General features: G+C 64.0%; 28 protein-coding genes. 3 read left to right on the plus strand and 25 right to left on the minus strand.

Translation table 11 applies throughout. The features are described from left to right. Positions 1-193 precede the first annotated feature (193 nt). Together HLH27_RS08425 and HLH27_RS08430 are read left to right on the plus strand one after the other, a co-directional pair. Positions 194-1,468, plus strand: coding sequence for a phospholipase D-like domain-containing protein (locus HLH27_RS08425; protein ID WP_182949540.1), 1,275 nt, complete (start codon positions 194-196; stop codon positions 1,466-1,468). A gap of 278 nt (positions 1,469-1,746) precedes the next feature. Continuing rightward, positions 1,747-3,618, plus strand: coding sequence for a methyl-accepting chemotaxis protein (locus HLH27_RS08430; RefSeq protein WP_182949542.1), 1,872 nt, complete (start codon positions 1,747-1,749; stop codon positions 3,616-3,618). Positions 3,619-3,657: 39 nt separating this feature from the next. On the opposite strand, the gene HLH27_RS08435 is transcribed toward HLH27_RS08430, so the two are convergent. From HLH27_RS08435 to HLH27_RS08445, 3 genes are all read right to left on the minus strand, one after another. Then, positions 3,658-4,221, minus strand: coding sequence for a cytochrome b (locus HLH27_RS08435; RefSeq protein WP_182949544.1), 564 nt, complete (start codon positions 4,219-4,221; stop codon positions 3,658-3,660). Continuing rightward, a complete protein-coding gene (locus tag HLH27_RS08440) occupies positions 4,221-5,306 on the minus strand; it encodes a catalase family peroxidase (RefSeq protein WP_182949546.1) in 1,086 nt (361 codons plus the stop codon). The genes HLH27_RS08435 and HLH27_RS08440 overlap by 1 nt, the downstream gene beginning before the upstream one ends. 91 nt (positions 5,307-5,397) lie before the next feature. After that, the gene (locus tag HLH27_RS08445; RefSeq protein WP_182949547.1) at positions 5,398-5,856 is read right to left on the minus strand and encodes a MarR family winged helix-turn-helix transcriptional regulator; all 459 of its coding nucleotides are present in this window, start codon (positions 5,854-5,856) and stop codon (positions 5,398-5,400) included. Between the two features lie 186 nt (positions 5,857-6,042). Between HLH27_RS08445 and HLH27_RS08450 the strand changes: the two genes are divergently transcribed. Next, positions 6,043-6,471, plus strand: a complete 429-nt coding sequence (locus HLH27_RS08450) for an organic hydroperoxide resistance protein (RefSeq protein WP_182949548.1) — start codon at positions 6,043-6,045, stop codon at positions 6,469-6,471. A 118-nt stretch (positions 6,472-6,589) separates the two neighbouring features. On the opposite strand, the gene rplQ is transcribed toward HLH27_RS08450, so the two are convergent. The 22 genes from rplQ to rpsS form a co-directional block, all read right to left on the minus strand. Continuing rightward, positions 6,590-7,015: a 50S ribosomal protein L17 gene (gene rplQ, locus HLH27_RS08455; RefSeq protein WP_114727511.1), complete on the minus strand. Its 426-nt coding sequence runs from the start codon at positions 7,013-7,015 to the stop codon at positions 6,590-6,592. 24 nt (positions 7,016-7,039) lie between these two features. Further along, on the minus strand, positions 7,040-8,059 hold the full coding sequence (locus tag HLH27_RS08460; RefSeq protein WP_114727510.1) for a DNA-directed RNA polymerase subunit alpha: 1,020 nt from the start codon (positions 8,057-8,059) through the stop codon (positions 7,040-7,042). 120 nt (positions 8,060-8,179) lie between these two features. After that, positions 8,180-8,572 carry a 30S ribosomal protein S11 gene (gene rpsK, locus HLH27_RS08465; RefSeq protein WP_012227919.1) on the minus strand — a complete coding sequence of 131 codons (393 nt, stop codon included), beginning with the start codon at positions 8,570-8,572 and terminating at the stop codon, positions 8,180-8,182. Positions 8,573-8,677: 105 nt separating this feature from the next. Further along, positions 8,678-9,055 carry a 30S ribosomal protein S13 gene (gene rpsM / locus HLH27_RS08470; RefSeq protein ID WP_114727509.1) on the minus strand — a complete coding sequence of 126 codons (378 nt, stop codon included), beginning with the start codon at positions 9,053-9,055 and terminating at the stop codon, positions 8,678-8,680. A 226-nt stretch (positions 9,056-9,281) separates the two neighbouring features. Next, positions 9,282-9,941 (minus strand): adenylate kinase, encoded by a 660-nt coding sequence (locus HLH27_RS08475; protein ID WP_182949549.1) that lies wholly within the window; start codon positions 9,939-9,941, stop codon positions 9,282-9,284. Beyond that, positions 9,938-11,284 (minus strand): preprotein translocase subunit SecY, encoded by a 1,347-nt coding sequence (secY, locus tag HLH27_RS08480; protein ID WP_182949550.1) that lies wholly within the window; start codon positions 11,282-11,284, stop codon positions 9,938-9,940. The genes HLH27_RS08475 and secY overlap by 4 nt, the downstream gene beginning before the upstream one ends. Before the next feature lie 181 nt (positions 11,285-11,465). After that, entirely contained in the window at positions 11,466-11,957 is a 492-nt protein-coding gene (gene rplO / locus HLH27_RS08485; protein WP_182949552.1) for a 50S ribosomal protein L15, read from the minus strand. Between the two features lies 1 nt (position 11,958). Then, positions 11,959-12,144: a 50S ribosomal protein L30 gene (gene rpmD, locus HLH27_RS08490; RefSeq protein WP_114727505.1), complete on the minus strand. Its 186-nt coding sequence runs from the start codon at positions 12,142-12,144 to the stop codon at positions 11,959-11,961. Then, positions 12,137-12,715 (minus strand): 30S ribosomal protein S5, encoded by a 579-nt coding sequence (gene rpsE, locus HLH27_RS08495; RefSeq protein ID WP_182949553.1) that lies wholly within the window; start codon positions 12,713-12,715, stop codon positions 12,137-12,139. Before rpsE ends, rpmD begins: the two co-directional genes overlap by 8 nt. A 15-nt stretch (positions 12,716-12,730) precedes the next feature. Then, positions 12,731-13,093: a 50S ribosomal protein L18 gene (gene rplR, locus HLH27_RS08500; RefSeq protein WP_182949554.1), complete on the minus strand. Its 363-nt coding sequence runs from the start codon at positions 13,091-13,093 to the stop codon at positions 12,731-12,733. Next, positions 13,093-13,626: a 50S ribosomal protein L6 gene (gene rplF, locus HLH27_RS08505; RefSeq protein WP_182949555.1), complete on the minus strand. Its 534-nt coding sequence runs from the start codon at positions 13,624-13,626 to the stop codon at positions 13,093-13,095. Before rplF ends, rplR begins: the two co-directional genes overlap by 1 nt. A 10-nt stretch (positions 13,627-13,636) precedes the next feature. Further along, positions 13,637-14,035 carry a 30S ribosomal protein S8 gene (rpsH, locus tag HLH27_RS08510; protein ID WP_182949557.1) on the minus strand — a complete coding sequence of 133 codons (399 nt, stop codon included), beginning with the start codon at positions 14,033-14,035 and terminating at the stop codon, positions 13,637-13,639. Between the two features lie 12 nt (positions 14,036-14,047). After that, positions 14,048-14,353 (minus strand): 30S ribosomal protein S14, encoded by a 306-nt coding sequence (gene rpsN / locus HLH27_RS08515; protein WP_114727500.1) that lies wholly within the window; start codon positions 14,351-14,353, stop codon positions 14,048-14,050. 104 nt (positions 14,354-14,457) lie between these two features. Then, entirely contained in the window at positions 14,458-15,027 is a 570-nt protein-coding gene (gene rplE / locus HLH27_RS08520; RefSeq protein ID WP_114727499.1) for a 50S ribosomal protein L5, read from the minus strand. A gap of 10 nt (positions 15,028-15,037) precedes the next feature. Then, positions 15,038-15,358 carry a 50S ribosomal protein L24 gene (gene rplX / locus HLH27_RS08525; protein WP_182949558.1) on the minus strand — a complete coding sequence of 107 codons (321 nt, stop codon included), beginning with the start codon at positions 15,356-15,358 and terminating at the stop codon, positions 15,038-15,040. Further along, positions 15,358-15,726, minus strand: a complete 369-nt coding sequence (gene rplN, locus HLH27_RS08530; RefSeq protein WP_042059420.1) for a 50S ribosomal protein L14 — start codon at positions 15,724-15,726, stop codon at positions 15,358-15,360. The genes rplX and rplN overlap by 1 nt, the downstream gene beginning before the upstream one ends. Positions 15,727-15,740: 14 nt before the next feature. Next, on the minus strand, positions 15,741-16,019 hold the full coding sequence (gene rpsQ, locus HLH27_RS08535) for a 30S ribosomal protein S17 (RefSeq protein WP_182949559.1): 279 nt from the start codon (positions 16,017-16,019) through the stop codon (positions 15,741-15,743). Between the two features lie 13 nt (positions 16,020-16,032). Further along, complete coding sequence (rpmC, locus tag HLH27_RS08540) at positions 16,033-16,272, minus strand: 50S ribosomal protein L29 (RefSeq protein ID WP_182949561.1); 240 nt, start codon at positions 16,270-16,272, stop codon at positions 16,033-16,035. A gap of 3 nt (positions 16,273-16,275) precedes the next feature. Beyond that, positions 16,276-16,692 (minus strand): 50S ribosomal protein L16, encoded by a 417-nt coding sequence (gene rplP / locus HLH27_RS08545; protein ID WP_114727495.1) that lies wholly within the window; start codon positions 16,690-16,692, stop codon positions 16,276-16,278. Positions 16,693-16,748: 56 nt separating this feature from the next. Beyond that, positions 16,749-17,426, minus strand: coding sequence for a 30S ribosomal protein S3 (rpsC, locus tag HLH27_RS08550; protein ID WP_182949563.1), 678 nt, complete (start codon positions 17,424-17,426; stop codon positions 16,749-16,751). A 3-nt stretch (positions 17,427-17,429) separates the two neighbouring features. Further along, positions 17,430-17,834 carry a 50S ribosomal protein L22 gene (gene rplV / locus HLH27_RS08555; protein WP_182949565.1) on the minus strand — a complete coding sequence of 135 codons (405 nt, stop codon included), beginning with the start codon at positions 17,832-17,834 and terminating at the stop codon, positions 17,430-17,432. Position 17,835: 1 nt separating this feature from the next. Then, the gene (rpsS, locus tag HLH27_RS08560) at positions 17,836-18,114 is read right to left on the minus strand and encodes a 30S ribosomal protein S19 (protein ID WP_007399623.1); all 279 of its coding nucleotides are present in this window, start codon (positions 18,112-18,114) and stop codon (positions 17,836-17,838) included. Between the last annotated feature and the right edge of the window lie 4 nt (positions 18,115-18,118).

Genomic DNA, 18,118 nt, shown 5'->3' on the forward strand with positions numbered 1-18,118 from the left:
TCGTCATCAAGTTCGGTACTGAACGGGCGTGGAGCGGGTGTTTTTACCAGCGAACATGTGCCGTGGCCAGGCTTTCCCGCACGCGGCGGTGCGGGCCTGCCTTGCCGGGCGCGCGGCCGCATGGTCAGAATGCGGGCCACTGGCGAGACGGTGCGGAGCGGCGCCCCTGCCCAGGCATGACGGGGAGCGGGATATGGCCGACAGTATTTCGACCAGGCGGTTGCGGCACCGGGGCGGGCTTCTTCTTGCCCTGCTCGCGCCTTTCGTTCTTCCGTTGCATGCAGCGCGGGCCGGGGGTGCGGACCCGACCTTCCGCATCGTCGAGAGCGTGCCGGAGGGTAGCGTGTACGGCGAGCCGGGCGTGGCGCGCACCCAGCCCGTGTGGCTGGATATGATCCGCCATGCCAGCCGCACGATCGACGTGGCGCAGTTCTATATTACCGACCGTCCCGGTCGTGCGATGTCGGCCGTGATCCAGGCGCTGGTGGACCGGGCCAATGCCGGTGTCCAGGTGCGTCTGGTCGTGGACGACAGTTTCCTCAAGGAGACCGGGCCGGTTCTGGAACGGTTGAAGCCTGTCCGCAATATCCGGATCGAGACCTTGCCGGCGCAGCGCCTGACGGGCGGGGTGCTGCATGCCAAGTTCATGATCGTCGACGGGCGGCAGGTCTTTGTCGGCAGCCAGAACTGGGACTGGCGGGCGCTGGAGGAGATCCATGAAATCGGTGCTGCCATCGACGATGTTGCCGTTGGCGGCAGTTTCGAGACCGCGTTCGAGACCCTGTGGGCACTGGGCGGCGGCCGCACCCTGCCCCAGACGCGCATGCAGCCGCCCGACGCGCGGCCGATCGCGACCGCATTCGCGCCGGTCATGCTGCGCGATGCGGGCGGCGAGAGCGTGATCGCCTTCCCTGCCTTCAGCCCGCCCATGATGATGCCGGACGTGCTGACGGCGGAAGAACCTTCTTTGGTCACGATGATCCATGCGGCGCGGCATGTCTTCCGGCTTCAGGTGCTGACGCTGAGCGCGCTGAAACATTATGGCCCGAAAGGATATTGGCCCGAGCTGGACACGGCGTTGCGCGATGCGGCGGCGCGGGGCGTGTCGGTGCAGATCATCGTGTCGAACTGGGCGCTGGGCGAGCCGATGCAATCCTATCTGAAGAGCCTGGCCGCGATGCCGAACATTGACGTGAAATTCAGCACTGTTCCGCAGGGGTCCGGCGGCTTCATCCCGTTTGCCCGCGTCGAGCACTGCAAATATGCCGTCGCCGACGACGATGCCGTGTATATCGGCACCGGCAACTGGGAGTGGAGCTATTTCAACACTACCGTCGATGCCTCGATCTTTGTCCATGGCCATGGGCCGGCCGCGACCCTGAACCGGATCTTCGCGCGCGACTGGAGCGGCCCCTATGTGACCCCGATCGTGCCCGGCACGCAGTATGCGCCCATCAAGCCGGGCTGATCGCGCCACGCGGGAACTCTGGCGTGCCGACTGGACAGGGCGCCGAGCCCCGCCTAGCATCGGATACGGTATCCCCGACTCTCCCCCGAACACAATAAGGGTGGAAATAATAAAAATCAGGGATATGGAAAATAAAAAATAACGTTCGTTCGATAAAAAATAGAATCCGGTGCGAAACGATGCTCAAGAGCCTAGACAAAGCCGACCAAGCTGTTCGAGTCGTTAGAACAAACTCGCGCCTGGAACATCTGACTTCTGATAGTTTTCAATTTTCGGGCATGCCGGCGAAACTGGCCATCGTCTATCTTTCTCCCCATATCAATTTCCAGTCGACGATCGATGCCGTTCTTCGCCATGCCGGCAAGACGAAGATCGTCGCGACGATGACAGCGGGGGAACTCTGCTCCGACGGCCATGATCCGCGCGCGTCCCTCTATTGCGATGCGAGCGCACCGTGGGACAATGTGGTGATCCAGATCTTCAGTCCGGAACTGATCGACGATCTTTCGATCCACGCCGTTCCCCTTGAGCAGGAATCCGGTTCGCGAAGCCGCGCCGCCACCTCGGATGAAAAGGTCGCGCAGATCAGCGCGCATCTGTCCCGGGTCACGGTGCCCTTTGTGATTACGGCGCGAGACACGTTCGCCTTCACACTCATCGACGGGCTGGCAAAGGCGGAGAACCATTTCGCCGAAGCGATCTACAAATCCGAAAGATTTCCCTGCACATTCATCGGTGGATCGTCAGCCGGGAAACTGGATTTCAGAACCACCTGTGTGTTCGACGGCAGGCAGACGCTGCGAAATCATGCCGTCATCGCATTCGTGAAGCTGTCCAGCAATTTCGCATTCAGTATTTTCAAGACACAGAATTTCGTCAATACGCGGAAATCCTTCATCATTGCGGAAGCCGATACGCAAAGCCGAACCGCGCGATCCGTCATCGACCGCAAGACCACGAATGCGGTCAATATCCTCGACGTGCTGTGCAACCTGATGTCATGCGGAAAGGAGCGGATACGCCAGGCGCTGGAAGGCCACACCTTCGCCCTGTCCATAGAAGGCGAGTTGTATATCCGGTCGATTTCCGACATCGATCTCGATCAGGGTACCGTTTCGTTCTATGCCGACGTCAGCGTGGGAGACGAACTCTTCCTGCTGCAAGGAACCGATTTCAACCGCACGACCCGGTCGGATCTGCAGAACTTCCTGCGCGGCAAGCCCGAGCCGGTGGGCGCCATTCTCAATGATTGCATCCTGCGCCGCCTGAACAATGCCCGTCATTTGCACGAACTGGACGGGATGTGGCCGATGCCGGTCGCCGGCTTCTCCTCGTTCGGCGAATTCCTCGGCATCAACATGAACCAGACCCTTACCGCAACCGTGTTTTTCCGGCTGGACGACGATCACGTCTTCCGGGACGAATTCATCGAATATTTTCCGATAAATTACGGGCGGTTCTGCCAGTATTTCCTGAGATCCCGCCTGAACCAGCAAAAGATCCTGAACGATATCCGCAAGAACCTGATCGACAGACTGGTCGATTTCATCCAGCGCACAGCGCAGGTCAGCACGGAACTCGAACAGATCGTCAGGCAGACCGAGGGAACCCTCGCCACCATGGGGGATGTGCGGAACGAGCTGGAAAACCGGATGACGAGCCTGGCGTCCGACGATCACAAGGGTGTTCTGGAAAAGGAATTCCAGAATGTCATCCGCATGACCGAGGAATTGTTCAGCATCGTCTCGATCATCGAGAAGATCTCTCTCCAGACGAATATCCTGTCCCTGAACGCCAGCGTGGAAGCCGCCCGCGTGGGCCAGCATGGCAGGGGCTTTGCCGTCATTGCAAACGAGATCAGGACGCTGGCCCACAACACCCGGGAGAGCGTGACAAGGAGCCAGAAATCCCTGTCCGGCGTAAAAAGCTCGATCGGCGTCCTGGGAACACATATCGAGCAGTCGGAGAAGAAGCTCGCCACGGCACAGACCGATTACGGCGAGATCTCCAACCGCATCAGCAACATGTTCTCGTCCTTCGAACAGATTAACGAGGTCATGCATTCCGTCGAGGAAATGTCGAACCAGCAGGCCATGCTGATCCGCAATGTTGAACAGGATATCCTGCGCCTGAAGAAAATCGAACAATAGGAGACAGGCCGTCGGTCCCGTGCCCGGCGGCGATGCCGCTCACGCGTCCTGTTTCTTTCGCGCGTCCGCCGGCGGTCCTGATGTCATGCTGGGCAGGACGTCGTCGCGCAGCAGCAATCCGTGCATCAGTGCCGCCGCGAGATGGACCAGCACGACGCCGAACAGGATCAGCGCCAGCCATGTATGCAGGTGGCGCAGCAGGGCGAACAGTGCCGGGTCGTGCGGCAGGATGGGCGGCAGTGCGAAGCCCGGCCACATCGCCACCGGATAGGCGCCGGCCGACAGCATGCCCCAGCCCACGAGCGGCAGCGCGATCATGAGGGCATAGAGCACGATATGCGACAGCCGCGCCGCCGTGCGCAGGGCCGGTGGCAAGGTGTCGGGCAATGGCGGGACGCGGATCAGCAGGCGGTTGACCAGTCGGACCAAGGCCAGGGCCAGGATGCAGATCCCCAGCGGGCGATGCAGGTCGACCAGCTGGTGATAGGCCGGTCCCACGGTCGTGACCATGACGATGCCGACGAACAGCATCGTCAGGATCATCGCGGCCATCAGCCAGTGCAGGATGCGGGCGAAAAGGGGAAAATGCTCGACCGGACGCATTATTGTTCTCCCGGCCGGATGGCGGCCCTGCCGATGGCGCTGGTGGTATCCGGCTCTCCCGAGCGCAGGGTGAAGGAGCGGGCATAGACCGCCGAGCGCGCCGCCGGGATGGGGTCGTCGGACGGTGCGATTCCTTCGGGCAGGATCAGCGGATCGTATGTGATCCCCTTGCAGGGGCCGCCATCCTCGCTCTCGGCCCGGTCCAGCGTCAGGGTGCCGGCGTCGATCTGCCGGCGGCCGGCAGGCCAAGGCACGGTGGGGTCGGCCGTGGCGTCCCCTGCCCCGCCGACGGTCACGATCAGGTGCCAGCGCAGCGGGCCCTGCGCCAGTGCGGCGATGAGATCGTGGAACAGGTAATCGCGGCCTGCGCCCTGCCCCGCCGGAAGGCTGGCCGGCTGATCGGGGACCATGGCCCATCGCACGGCGGTTGCCGTTCCGCCGGTGTTCACGAAGGTGAAGCTGTCGAGGCTGTTATAGGTATCGTTCGCGAAACCCGAGGTCAGCGGGCGGGCTTTCAGCAGCGCCAATGCCTGCTGCGTTTCGGGATGGTGGGCCAGGAAGGCGCCCATGCGGGCCGGATCGGGGTGGTGCGTTTGCGGATCTGGGCGCGAGGCGAGCAGGAAATCGTTGAAATCTTTCGCGTTGCGCACGGGAAAGACGGGGATGTCGTTGATGCCCATGCGCCATTCGCCGCCATGCGCGGGCATGATCCTGAGAGCCAGGCTGCGGACTTTCTCCGGTGCGTCATCCTGGAAGGGCATGCCACCGGCCAGGGCGAACCGGCCGACGACCGGCGAGCGCACCATGGCGAAGAGCGGGGCGCGGGAAAGCGGGGTCGCGTTTCCGCTTCCCTCGAACCAGCCCGTCACGCAGAGGCCCTTGGCATGATTGCGCCGGAAGCCCGGATGCGGGCCGTCCACCATGCGGAAGGTGCGCATGAACGTGCCCGACGTCAGGCGGCCCGGGGTCAGCCATCCCGCCGCCAGGGCGAAGGCGAGCGCGAGCAGGCCGGGTGCCGCGCACATGGCCGCCGCGCGGAGCCATCCTCCTTTTTCCGCCAGTCTCTCGCGTATCAGACTCATCATGATGCGTGCATCCCTGCCATCCGGGGGCAAACGCCGGCGCGGGAGCATTATTCCGCGACGGGTAATTTATTTTTGTGGTGCCGCGCCCGATCTATGGGCCGGCATTGTCCTTGTGCTGCTCGACCATATGGCGCAGCGCATCGATTTCGTCTTTCAGGCGCAGCAACTTCTCGAGCGAGAGGCCGGTCGCGCTGAGGACGCAAGCGGGGATGCCGGCAGCACGGTCGCGCATGGCATGACCGGCCTCGGTCAGGGTGACGCGCACCTGGCGCTCATCCTGTCGGTCGCGCGTGCGGGCGACCAGGCCCGCGCCTTCCAGCCGCTTGAGCAGCGGGGTGAGGGTCGAACTGACCAGCGCCAGCTTCTCGCCGATCTGGCCCACCAGCAATCCGTCTTCCGCCCAGAGTACGGTCAGGACGAGATATTGCGGATAGGTCAGCCCCAGCGGTTCCAGCAACGGCTGATAAAGCCGGTTGAAGGCGTGCGAGGCCGCATAGAGCGAAAAGCACAGGAAATCCTCCACGCGCTGCGCGCTTACCGTTTCGGTCATGATGCCTTCGCTCCGACGGATGAAACGATCTTTTTATATCGTGCACAATATAATCGCTCATGCGTTTATCGCGGGCCTCGTAAGCAATCTGGTATATATCCAACGATTAGATCGTGCACGATATTTATGCCCGAGGCCAGCCCCTCTCGGGTAGTCCGGCCCACCCAATGCACAGGAACCGTAACCATGTCCGTCAATATTCTCTATCGCACGCAGGCTCGCGCCACCGGTGGCCGTGATGGCAGCGCCGCCACGCTGGACGGCAGTTTCAGCGTGGCCCTTGCCACCCCGAAGGAACTCGGCGGCGCGGGAGGTGCCGGGAATAACCCCGAACAGCTTTTCGCCGCCGGCTACGCCGCCTGCTTCCTCGGTGCCCTAAAATTCGTCGCCAGCCAGGGTGGAACGGCAAGGATTCCGGCCGATGCCTCCGTGACCTCGGAAGTGGGGATCGGTTCGCGCAGCGAGGGCGGATTCGGGCTGTCGGTTTCGCTCGCGGTCTCGCTTCCGGGCGTGGATCGGGCCGAGGCTGCGGCGCTGGTGGAAAAGGCGCATCAGGTCTGCCCGTATTCCAACGCGACGCGGGGCAATATCGACGTGGCGCTTTCGGTCGTCTGAACAGAGAGGGTTCCTTGCCTGATGCCGGGCGAGGAACCCCTGGCCACCACGATCCGTTCAGACATAAAAAAACCCGGCCGCGAGGCCGGGTCTTTTCATGAAGCCTGGGGCGTCGAACTTACGCCGCCAGCCCTTCGTCCGAAACGACTTCCGGACGCGGGCCGCTATCCTGGCCCTTGGCGGACACATCGCGGTCCACCAGTTCGATCACCGCCATGTCGGCGGCATCGCCGTGGCGGATACCCGCGCGCAGGACGCGGATATAGCCGCCGCTGCGGGCCTTGTAGCGATCGGCCACGGCCGCGAACAGCTTGGAGACGATCACGTCGTCACGGAGCTGCGCATAGGCCTGACGGCGGGCGTGCAGATCGCCGCGCTTGCCGAGTGTGATCAGCTTCTCGACCACAGGGCGAAGTTCCTTCGCCTTGGGCAGAGTCGTGGTGATCTGCTCGTGCTTGATCAGCGCGACAGCCATGTTGCGGAACATGGCGGCGCGATGAGTGGAGGTAACGCCGAGCTTCCGGCCGGCAACACCGTGACGCATGATAAAGTCTTCCTGTCTTTCCGGTCAGAAGGGCTCGTCGAGCCTCTTGGCCAGGTCTTCGATATTTTCCGGCGGCCAGGCCGGCACGTTCATACCAAGAGAGAGCCCCATGGAGGTCAGGACTTCCTTGATCTCGTTCAGGGACTTGCGGCCGAAATTCGGCGTCCGCAGCATCTCCTGCTCGGTCTTCTGCACCAGATCGCCAATATAGACGATATTGTCGTTCTTCAGGCAGTTGGCACTGCGGACCGACAGTTCCAGTTCGTCGACCTTGCGCAGCAGGTTCCGATTGAACGGCAGGTCGTCCTGCGGCTCTTCGGTCCGGACCGGGCGCGGCTCGTCGAAATTGATGAACAGCTGGAGCTGGTCCTGAAGGATCCGGGCGGCCAGGGCCACCGCATCCTCGGGCGTCACCGCGCCGTTCGTCTCGACCGTCAGCAGAAGCCGGTCATAGTCGGTCACCTGCCCCACGCGGGTCGGCTCGACCTTGTAGGACACGCGCTGCACCGGCGAGTAGATGGCGTCCACCGGAATCAGGCCGATCGGCGCATCCTCGGGGCGGTTGGCCGCCGCGGGGACGTAGCCCTTGCCGAGATTGACGGTGAATTCCATCCCGAACTTCACGCCCTCGTCGAGGGTGCAGATCACGAGATCGGGGTTCATCACCTCGATATCGTGGCCGGTCTGGATCTGGCCCGCGCGCACTTCGCCCGGCCCGGTGGCCGTCAGCACCATGCGCTTCGGGCCCTCGCCATGCATCCGCAGCGCGAGCTGCTTGATGTTCAGCACGATGTCCGTCACGTCCTCGCGGACGCCGGCCACCGACGAGAACTCATGCAGCACGCCGTCGATCTGGATCGCCGTCACCGCCGCCCCCTGCAGGGAGGACAGCAGCACGCGCCGGATGGCATTGCCGAGCGTCATGCCGAAGCCACGCTCGAGGGGTTCCGCCACCACAGTCGCTGTGCGCAACGGCTGCCCGCCCGGCTCGACTTCCAGCTTCTCCGGCTTGATCAGAGATTGCCAGTTTTTCTGGAGGACCAAGGTGATGGCCTTTCAAAACTGATCTGCACCAAGGCAGATGGCACCCGCGCGAACGGGTGCCGGATGACACTCAACCCCGCTGGCACAAAGGCCGGCGGGAAACGAATCCGAGCCTGACGATCAGACGCGACGGCGCTTGCGCGGACGGCAGCCGTTGTGCGGCACCGGCGTCATGTCGCGGATCGAGGTGATCGAGAACCCGACCGCCTGCAGCGCGCGCAGTGCGCTCTCGCGCCCCGAACCCGGACCCGACACTTCGATCTCCAGCGTCTCCATGCCGTGCTCGCGCGCCTTGCGGCCTGCATCCTCGGCCGCGACCTGGGCCGCGTACGGGGTGGATTTGCGCGAGCCCTTGAAGCCCTGGGCACCAGCGGAAGACCACGCGATCGCGTTGCCCTGGGCATCGGAGATCGTGATCATCGTGTTGTTGAAGGTGGAGAGCACATGCGCCACCCCCGAGATAATGTTCTTCCGCTCTTTCTTCCGAATACGCGGAGCAGCAGCCTTCGCCATAGTCTTCCTGGTCCTGTCTGTTCATCAACGCGCGCCGCGCCGGATGCCCCTGGAAAATCGTGACCGGGGGCGCCCGGCACTGGCCGCGAATGCGGCTGGAGCCGCTTAGCGGGTAGCCTTCTTCTTGCCGGCGATCGCCACCGCCTTGCCCTTGCGGGTACGGGCGTTGGTGTGCGTCCGCTGGCCGCGAACCGGAAGACCGCGACGGTGACGCAGGCCACGGTAGCAGCCCAGGTCCATCAGACGCTTGATGTTCATCGCCACTTCGCGACGAAGATCGCCTTCGACCCGGTATTCGCTGTCGATCAGCTCGCGGATCTTCAGGATCTCGTCGTCCGACAGCTCGTTCACCCGGCGCTCGGCCGGAATCTCGAGCTGCTGGCAGATCTGCTCGGCCTTGGTCGGGCCAATGCCATAAATATAACGCAGGCCAATCGTCACCCGCTTGTTGGTTGGGATGTTCACGCCGGCAATACGCGCCACGCCACTTACTCCTCGTCCGCCCGCGTCACTCGGGCCCTAAAGATCGTCGCCGGGGCTTTTCCACACCACCGGCTAGCCGGAGCGTCGTGAACGTGCCGGCACCGCCGGTCAACCCCATCATCAATCGGATTCGTGATCTCTGCCCTTCGTGCCACGCGGACACGGGAGCCGATACCTTGAGGGCGCGCAATATACCCGCGCGCCCTTGAGAGTCAATGAATAACGATCACTTTTTCGTGATGTTATCCATGATTTTGAAGACCTGCTCGGTCACCTTGTCGATGTCGGCCATGCCGTCCACCGGGTACAGGCGGCCTTCGGCCTCGTAATACGGCAGGATAGGCGCCGTCTGCTCGCGATAGGCCGCCAGGCGGGCCGCAACGGTCTCTCGCCGGTCGTCCTCGCGGCGGACGAAATAATGCCCGCCACAGACGTCGCAGGTGCCCTCGACCTTCGGCTTCTTGAACAGGTCGTTATACCCTGCCCCGCAGGTGCCGCAGGTGAAGCGGCCCGCGATCCGGTCCGCCAGCGCGTTTTCATCGACCTCGAGAAACAGCACGACGTCGATTCGCGCCCCGCGCCGCTTCAGCATCGAATCCAGCGCCGCCGCCTGGCCCGCCGTCCGGGGGAATCCATCGAGGATGAATCCCTTGGCGCAATCGGGCTGGGCGATGCGCGATTCGAGCATCGCGATGATCACGTCATCGGGAACGAGCTGCCCCGAATCCATCAGCGCCTTTGCTTCCTGGCCGATCGGAGTCCCTGCCGCCACCTCGGCGCGCAGCATGTCCCCCGTCGAGATCTGCGCGATGCCGTAACGCGCTTCCAGCCGCTTGGACTGGGTTCCCTTGCCGGCCCCGGGAGGGCCCAGAAATATGACGTTCACCGACCTCTGCCTTTCCCACGCGCCCGCCGCATCAGCCCCTGGTACTGGTGAGCCACCAGGTGGGACTGGATCTGCGTCACGGTGTCGATGGTTACCGACACGATAATGATCAAGCTCGTGCCGCCGAAATAGAACGGCACGTTGTAGTGACTGATCAGGACCTGCGGCAGCAGACACACCGCCACCAGGTAGGCGGCGCCGATGGTCGTCAGCCGGGTCAGGATCCGGTCGAAATAGGCCGCCGTGTTCGCACCCGGGCGGATGCCCGGGATGAAGCCGCCCTGCTTGCGCAGGTTATCCGCCGTTTCCTGCGGGTTGAACGTCACCGCCGCGTAGAAATACGAGAAGAAGACGATCATGGCCGCATAGAACAGCATGTAAAGCGGCTGGCCCTGCCCCAGTTCCTGCCCCAGGAACGAAAGCCACCCGGGCATCGACGCGCTGTTCATGAAACCCGCGATCGTCACCGGAATCAGCAGCACCGAGGAGGCGAAGATCGGCGGAATCACGCCGGCCGTGTTCACCTTCAGCGGCATGTGCGTCGAGTCGCCGCCATAGATGCGCTGGCCGACCTGCCGCTTGGGATACTGGATCACCACCCGGCGCTGCGCCTGCTCCATGAAGACGATGAAGGCGATGGTCACCGCCGCCAGCACCAGGAACACCAGCACGAAGAACGGCGACAGGGCGCCCGTGTAGCCGAGCTGGAACAGGCTGGCCAGGGCGTGGGGGAGGTTGGCGACGATACCGGCGAAGATGATCAGCGAAATGCCGTTGCCTACCCCGCGCGAGGTGATCTGCTCGCCCAGCCACATCAGGAACATCGTGCCGCCCAGCAGCGTCACCACGCAGGACACGATGAAGAACATGCCCGGCGCGATCACCGCCGAACCGGCGGCGCTGTGCATGTTCTCCAGCCCCACCGCGATGCCGTAGGCCTGGAACAGCGCGATCAGCACCGTCAGGTAGCGGGTATATTCGTTGAGCTTGCGCCGCCCCTGCTCGCCTTCCTTCTTGAGGTTTTCGAGCGAGGGAATCGCCGAGGACATCAGCTGCACGATGATCGAGGCACTGATATACGGCATGATGTTCAGGGCGAAGACGGTCATGCGACCGAGCGCGCCGCCGGTGAACATGTCGAACATTCCCAGGATACCGCCCTGGTGCTGTGCCAGAAGCTGGCCCATGACCGTCGCGTCGACGCCGGGAACCGGAATGTAGGTACCCAGGCGGTAGACGATCAGCGCCCCCAGGGTGAACCAGATTCGTTTCTTCAGTTCCGTCGCGTTGGCGAAGGAGCTGAAATTCAGATTGGCAGCCAGCTGCTCGGCCGCGGAGGCCATGCGCCCGTCCCTTTCAACAACAACAGCGTCGCCGCACGAAACGGGACGCTGTCATGACAGATCTGCAAAGAGTGTAAGGCGTCGGCTTGCGCGAGCGCAAGAGACAACGCCGGCGGCGCGCATCCCGCAGGATGGCGCCGGCCCGGGATGGCATGCCAGGCATGCCATCCCGGAAGCGTCATTATGCCGAAGCCGTGGCCTCGTCATGCGCCGCCTTGGCAACCCGAACGGTGCCGCCGGCCTTCTCGACCGCCGCGATCGCGGTGGCGGAGGCGCCGGAGACCTCGATGGTCACGGCGCGGGCGAGTTCGCCCTTCGCCAGCAGGCGGACGCCGGCGAACTTGCCGGAGCCGACCAGGCCGGCCGCGCGCAGCACATCCTCGGTCACGGTCGCGCCGGCGTCGATCTTGCCGGCCTCGATCGCCTGGTCCAGCGCGCCCAGATTCACCGGGGCGAAGACCTTGCGGAAGATGTTCTTGAAGCCGCGCTTCGGCAGACGGCGATACAGCGGGAGCTGACCACCCTCGAAACCGTTGAGGGACACGCCCTCACGCGCCTTCTGGCCCTTCACGCCCTTGCCCGACGTCTTGCCCTTGCCGGACCCGATGCCGCGACCCAGACGCTTCTTGCGATAACGCGAGCCCGCGTTATCGCGCAGTTCGTTGAGGTTCATCTCAATCCTCCACCTTCACGAGGTGGGCCACCTTGGTGATCATGCCGCGAACCGAAGGCGTATCCTCCAGTTCCCGCGTGCGGCCGATCTTGTTCAGGCCCAGCCCGACCAGCGTCGCCTGCTGGCCCGGCTTGCGGCCGTTGCCCGACGCCACCTGCGTGACGCGGACGGTCTTGCCCTCAGACATCGGCGCTCACCTCCGCGGCACCGGCCACCTCACGGCGACCCAGGATGTCGGAGACCTTCTTGCCGCGACGGTTGGCAACCGAACGCGGGCTGGCGCAACGCTCCAGCGCATCGAAGGTCGCCTTGACCATGTTGTGCGGGTTCCGGGTCCCGAGCGACTTGGCCACCACGTCGTTGATGCCCAGGCTCTCGAACACGGCGCGCATCGGGCCACCGGCGATGATGCCCGTGCCGGCGTCGGCCGAACGGAGCACCACCTTGCCGGCGCCGAAATGACCGGCGACGTCGTGATGGAGGGTACGGCCCTCCTTCATCGGGACGCGGATCATCGCGCGCTTCGCACGCTCGGTCGCCTTGCGGATCGCCTCGGGCACCTCGCGGGCCTTGCCGGCGCCGTAGCCGACACGACCCTTCTGGTCACCCACCACGACGAGCGCGGCAAAGGCGAAGCGACGGCCGCCCTTTACGACCTTCGCCACACGGTTGATCGTGACCAGCTTGTCGACGAGATCGTCGCCCTCGCGGTCACGCTCGCGGCCACCCCGGCCGCCTTCTCTCGGTTCACGTGCCATTGCGTGCCCCTTTCCTCAGAAGGCGAGACCACCCTCGCGGGCAGCCTCCGCCAGGGCCTTGATACGCCCATGATACAGATACGAACCGCGGTCGAAAACGACCTGGGTCACACCGGCCGCAACCGCGCGCTCGGCAACCAGCTTGCCGACCGCGATCGCCGCGTCGGAATCGGCGCCGGTCTTCAGCTGCTCGCGCAGCGCCTTGTCCAGGCTCGAAGCGGCGGCAAGCGTACGCCCGGCGGCATCGTCGATGACCTGGGCGTAGATGTTCTTGCCTGACCGGAACACCGACAGGCGCGGACGCCCGCCGCCCTTGCGGCGAAGCTGGAAGCGCAGACGCTGACGCCGACGCTCCCGCAGATCCTGCTGCGTGCTCATTACTTCTTCTTGCCTTCCTTGCGACGGATGGTCTCGGTGTCGTAGCGGACGCCCTTGCCCTTGTACGGCTCGGGCTTGCGGAAGCTGCGGATATCCAGCGCAACCTGACCGACCCGCTGCTTGTCCACGCCCTCGACCACGATTGCGGTCGGACGCGGCGTCGAGATCTTGATGCCCGGCGGGATCGCATAGACGATGTCATGCGAATAGCCGAGGTTCATGACCAGGTTGCTGCCCTGCACGGCGGCGCGATAGCCGGTGCCGGTCACTTCCAGGGTCTTGGAGAAGCCCTCGGACACGCCCTTGACCATGCTGGCTACCAGAGCGCGCGTCGTGCCCCACATCATCCGCGCCTGAGCGGCGGTGCCGACCGGACGAACCGCGACCTTGTTGTCCGCGATCTCGGTTTCGACATGGCTGGACAGGGGAAGCTTCAGCTCGCCCAGCTTGCCCTTGGCCACGAACACGCCATCGACGATCGAGACCTGGACGCCCGACGGAACCTCGACGGGATATTTGCCTACACGCGACATGTATCCCTCCTCAGAACACGCGGCAGAGGACCTCGCCGCCAACATTGGCAGCGCGGGCTTCCGCATCGGACAGGACGCCACGCGGCGTCGACAGGATGGACACGCCGAGGCCGGCATAGACCCGCGGCAGTTCCTTGATCTTCGAGTAGACCCGGCGGCCCGGCTTGGACACGCGGTGGATCTCCTTGATGACCGGCTCGCCATCCAGGTACTTCAGTTCGATGCGCAGCTGGGCAATGCCCTTGCGCACCTCTTCCTGGGCGTAGCCACGGATGTAGCCCTCGCGGCGCAGGGCCTCGAGAACGTTGGCGCGCAGCTTGGAAGCCGGCGCGACACAGGCCGCATGACGCGCGCGCTGCGCGTTGCGGATCCGGGTGAGCATATCACCCAACGGATCAGAAAGTGACATCGTTCCCTGCCCTTACCAGCTCGACTTGACCATGCCAGGGATCTGGCCACTGGAAGCCAGATCGCGCAGCGCGATACGGCAGAGTTCGAACTTCCTGTAATTGGCGCGCGAACGCCCGGTCAGCTTGCACCGCAGACGCACGCGGACGCGCGAACCATTGCGGGGAAGCTCTGCGAGTTTCAGAGTTGCCTCGAACCTGTCCTCGACCGGAAGCGTCCGGTCCATGACGATGTTCTTGAGCGCAATCCGCTTAGCCTTGTCCCGGGTTGCCATGCGCTGACGCTTGGCATTCCGGTTAACGGCGGAGATCTTGGCCATGCCTTGTTCTACCCTCCGGAACCTGTCGGGCCATCCCGACGGTTTTCCAAACAACGTGTCTAATAGGTCTTCTGACCTCTGGGCGGAAGCCCCAATCGCTGCAATTACGCAGCGAAGGGCAGATCAAACGCCTTCAGAAGAGCCTTCGCTTCCGCATCCGTCTTCGCGCTGGTGACGAAGATGATGTCCATGCCACGGATATCGTCGACCTTGTCGTACTCGATTTCCGGGAACACGATCTGTTCCTTCATGCCCATGGCGAAGTTGCCATGGCCGTCGAAACCCTTGTTGCCGGGCAGGCCGCGGAAATCGCGGACGCGCGGCAGCGTGATGGTGACGAGACGGTCGAGGAACTCGTACATCTGGGCGCGGCGCAGGGTGACCTTGCAGCCGATCGGCAGGCCCGCACGGATCTTGAAGCCGGCGATCGCCTTCTTGGCGATCGTCTTGACCGGCTTCTGCCCGGCGATCAGCGTCAGCTCGGCAACGGCGGCGTCCAGCTTCTTCTGGTCGCCCGCGGCCTCGCCAACACCCATGTTGATGACGATCTTCTCGAGATGCGGAACCTGCATCACGTTCTTGTAGCCGAACTCTTCGCGCAGCTTGGCGCGCAGCTCGTCCTGATAACGCTTCTGCAGGCGCGGCACCGAACGGGTGGCTTGTACTTCAGACATCCGCGCCTCCTCAGCCTTCGATGACTTCGCCGGTCGCCTTGGCGACGCGGACCTTGCGGCCATCTTCCAGGACACGGAAACCGACGCGCGTCGGCTTGCCGCTCTTGGGATCGACCAGCTTCAGGTTCGACAGGTGGATCGGCATCTCCTTCTCGATGATGCCCCCCTGCTCACCCATGCGGTTCGGCCGCGTGTGGCGCTTGGCCACCGCAGCGCCGCGCACCACGGCCTTGTTGTCACCGGGCAGCACGGACAGAACCTCGCCCCGGATCCCCTTGGAGGAACCGGTGGTGACGACGACCTGGTCGCCCTTCCTGATACGCGCGGCCATTACAGCACCTCCGGCGCCAGCGAGATGATCTTCATGAACTTGCGCGCACGCAGTTCACGCACAACCGGCCCAAAGATGCGGGTGCCGATCGGCTCCTGCTGCTTGTTGATCAGGACGGCCGCGTTCCGGTCGAAGCGGATGGCACTGCCATCGGGACGACGCACGGGGTACGAGGTGCGCACGATCACCGCCTGGTGAACGTCGCCCTTCTTGACCTTGCCGCGCGGGATCGCTTCCTTGACGGACACGACGATCACGTCGCCGACCGAGGCAGTCTTCCGCTTGGAACCGCCCAGCACCTTGATGCACTGCACCTGACGCGCGCCCGAATTATCGGCGACGTCCAGGTTGGTCTCGGGATGGATCATAACCTATGCCCTTCTTACGCCTGCGCGCCGGACTCGACGCCGGCGGCGCCCAGCGGGGCACCGTTACGGACGATCACGGTCCAGGTCTTGCGCTTGGAGATCGGCTTGCATTCTTCAATGCGCACCGTGTCGCCAACCTTGCACTCGTTCTGCTCATCGTGCGCCGCATACTTCTTCGAGCGGCGGATGAACTTCTTATACAGCGGGTGGATGATGCGCCGATCGACAAGGACGGTAACCGTCTTGTCCATCTTGTCGCTCGTCACCCGTCCGCTCAGGACGCGCCTCGGCATCGCCCGTCTCCCTTCAGGACTTCGCGGCCGACGCGCTTGCGCCGGCTGCACTCTTCTTCAACGCCTCGGACGCGATCGTCTTCAGACGGGCGATCTCACGACGCACCGTACGAACACGCGCCTGTCCTTCATTCTGGCCGGTCGCGCGCTGGAACCTCAGGTTGAACTGCTCGCGCTTCAGGTCGATGAGAAGCGCCTCCAGTTCTTCCGCGGTCTTGGCACGCAGATCGGCCGGCTTGGTTGCCTTTGCCATATCTCACGCCTCTCCGATGCGGGTCACGAACTTGGTCTTGATCGGCAGCTTCGCAGCGCCAAGAGCCAGCGCTTCGCGCGCCAGTTCCGGCGAAACGCCTTCGATCTCGAACAGGATACGACCCGGTTTCACACGGGCCACCCAATATTCCGGCGATCCCTTGCCGGAGCCCATACGCACTTCGGCGGGCTTTGTCGAGACCGGAAGATCGGGGAAGATCCGAATCCAGACGCGACCGGCACGCTTCATCGCACGGGTGATGGCCCGGCGGGAGGCCTCGATCTGCCGGGCGGTGACCCGCTCCGGCTCCAGGGCCTTCAGGCCGAACGCACCGAAATTCAGTGTCGTTCCGCCCTTCGCCAGCCCATGAATGCGGCCCTTGTGGGCCTTGCGGTACTTTGTCCGCTTGGGAGAAAGCATTGTTCTAAATCCTCACGCGCCGCCTGGCGCCGTTCTAGATCCTTAGGTTCCGCAGCTTAGCGCTGCGGAGCCTGCTCGGCGGCGCGACGATCCTGCGCCAGCGGGTCCTGGGCGAGGATTTCGCCCTTGAAGATCCAGACCTTCACACCGCAGGTGCCATAGGTGGTCTTCGCCGTGGCCACGCCATAATCGATGTCCGCGCGCAGCGTGTGCAGCGGCACCCGGCCTTCGCGATACCACTCGACACGCGCGATCTCGGCACCGCCCAGACGGCCGCCGCAATTGATCCGGATGCCCTGGGCGCCCAGACGCATCGCCGACTGCACGGCGCGCTTCATGGCGCGGCGGAAGGCCACGCGGCGCTCCAGCTGCTGGGCGATGTTCTCGGCCACCAGCGTCGCGTCGATCTCGGGCTTGCGGATCTCGACGATGTTCAGCGCAACGTCGGTCTTCGCCATGCGGGTCAGATCCTTGCGCAGGACGTCGATGTCCTGGCCCTTCTTGCCGATCACGACGCCCGGACGGGCGGCGTAGATCGTCACGCGGGGCTTCTTCGCCGGACGCTCGATCACCACGCGGGACACGCCGGCACCCGACAGCTTGCGGCGCAGGTGCGCGCGCAGCTTCAGGTCGTCGTGCAGCAGGCGCGAATAGTCGGCGCCCGCGTACCAGCGGCTGTCCCAGGTGCGGTTGATGCCGAGCCGCAGCCCGATCGGATTGACTTTATGTCCCATGGATCAGGCCGCCTTCTGCTCGGTTGTCTCAGCCTCGGCCGTGCGCTCGGCCACGACGATCTTCAGGTGGCTGAAGAACTTCTCGATCCGCGAGGAACGGCCACGGCCACGCGCATGGAAGCGGCGCATGACGATCGACTTGCCAACCTCGGCGCGCACCACCACCAGCTGGTCGACATCCAGCTGGTGATTGTTCTCGGCGTTCGCGATCGCGCTCTGCAGCGTCTTCTTGACGTCCTGCGCGATGCGACGCTTGGAGAACGTCAACGTCGCCACGGCCTGGGCCGCCGGCTTGTTGCGAATCAGCGCCGCGACCAGGTTCAGCTTGCGCGGGCTGACGCGGATGTTCCGCGTGACGGCCTGCGCCTCGGTTTCCGCGAGCGTGCGCGGATGCTTCGGCTTGCTCATATCAGCCCCGCTTCGCCTTCTTGTCCGAGGAATGCCCCGTGAAGGTCCGCGTCGGCGAGAACTCGCCGAACTTATGCCCCACCATGTTTTCCGACACCTGAACGGGCAGGAACTTGTGCCCGTTATAGACGCCGAACGTCAGACCGACGAACTGCGGCAGGATTGTCGAGCGACGCGACCAGATCTTGATCACTTCGTTACGGCCCGACGCGCGCGACGCATCGGCTTTGTTCAGCAGATACCCGTCCACGAACGGGCCCTTCCAGACGGAACGTGCCATCTTC

It is taken from the genome of Gluconacetobacter takamatsuzukensis (assembly GCF_014174275.1).
GTDB lineage: Bacteria > Pseudomonadota > Alphaproteobacteria > Acetobacterales > Acetobacteraceae > Gluconacetobacter > Gluconacetobacter takamatsuzukensis.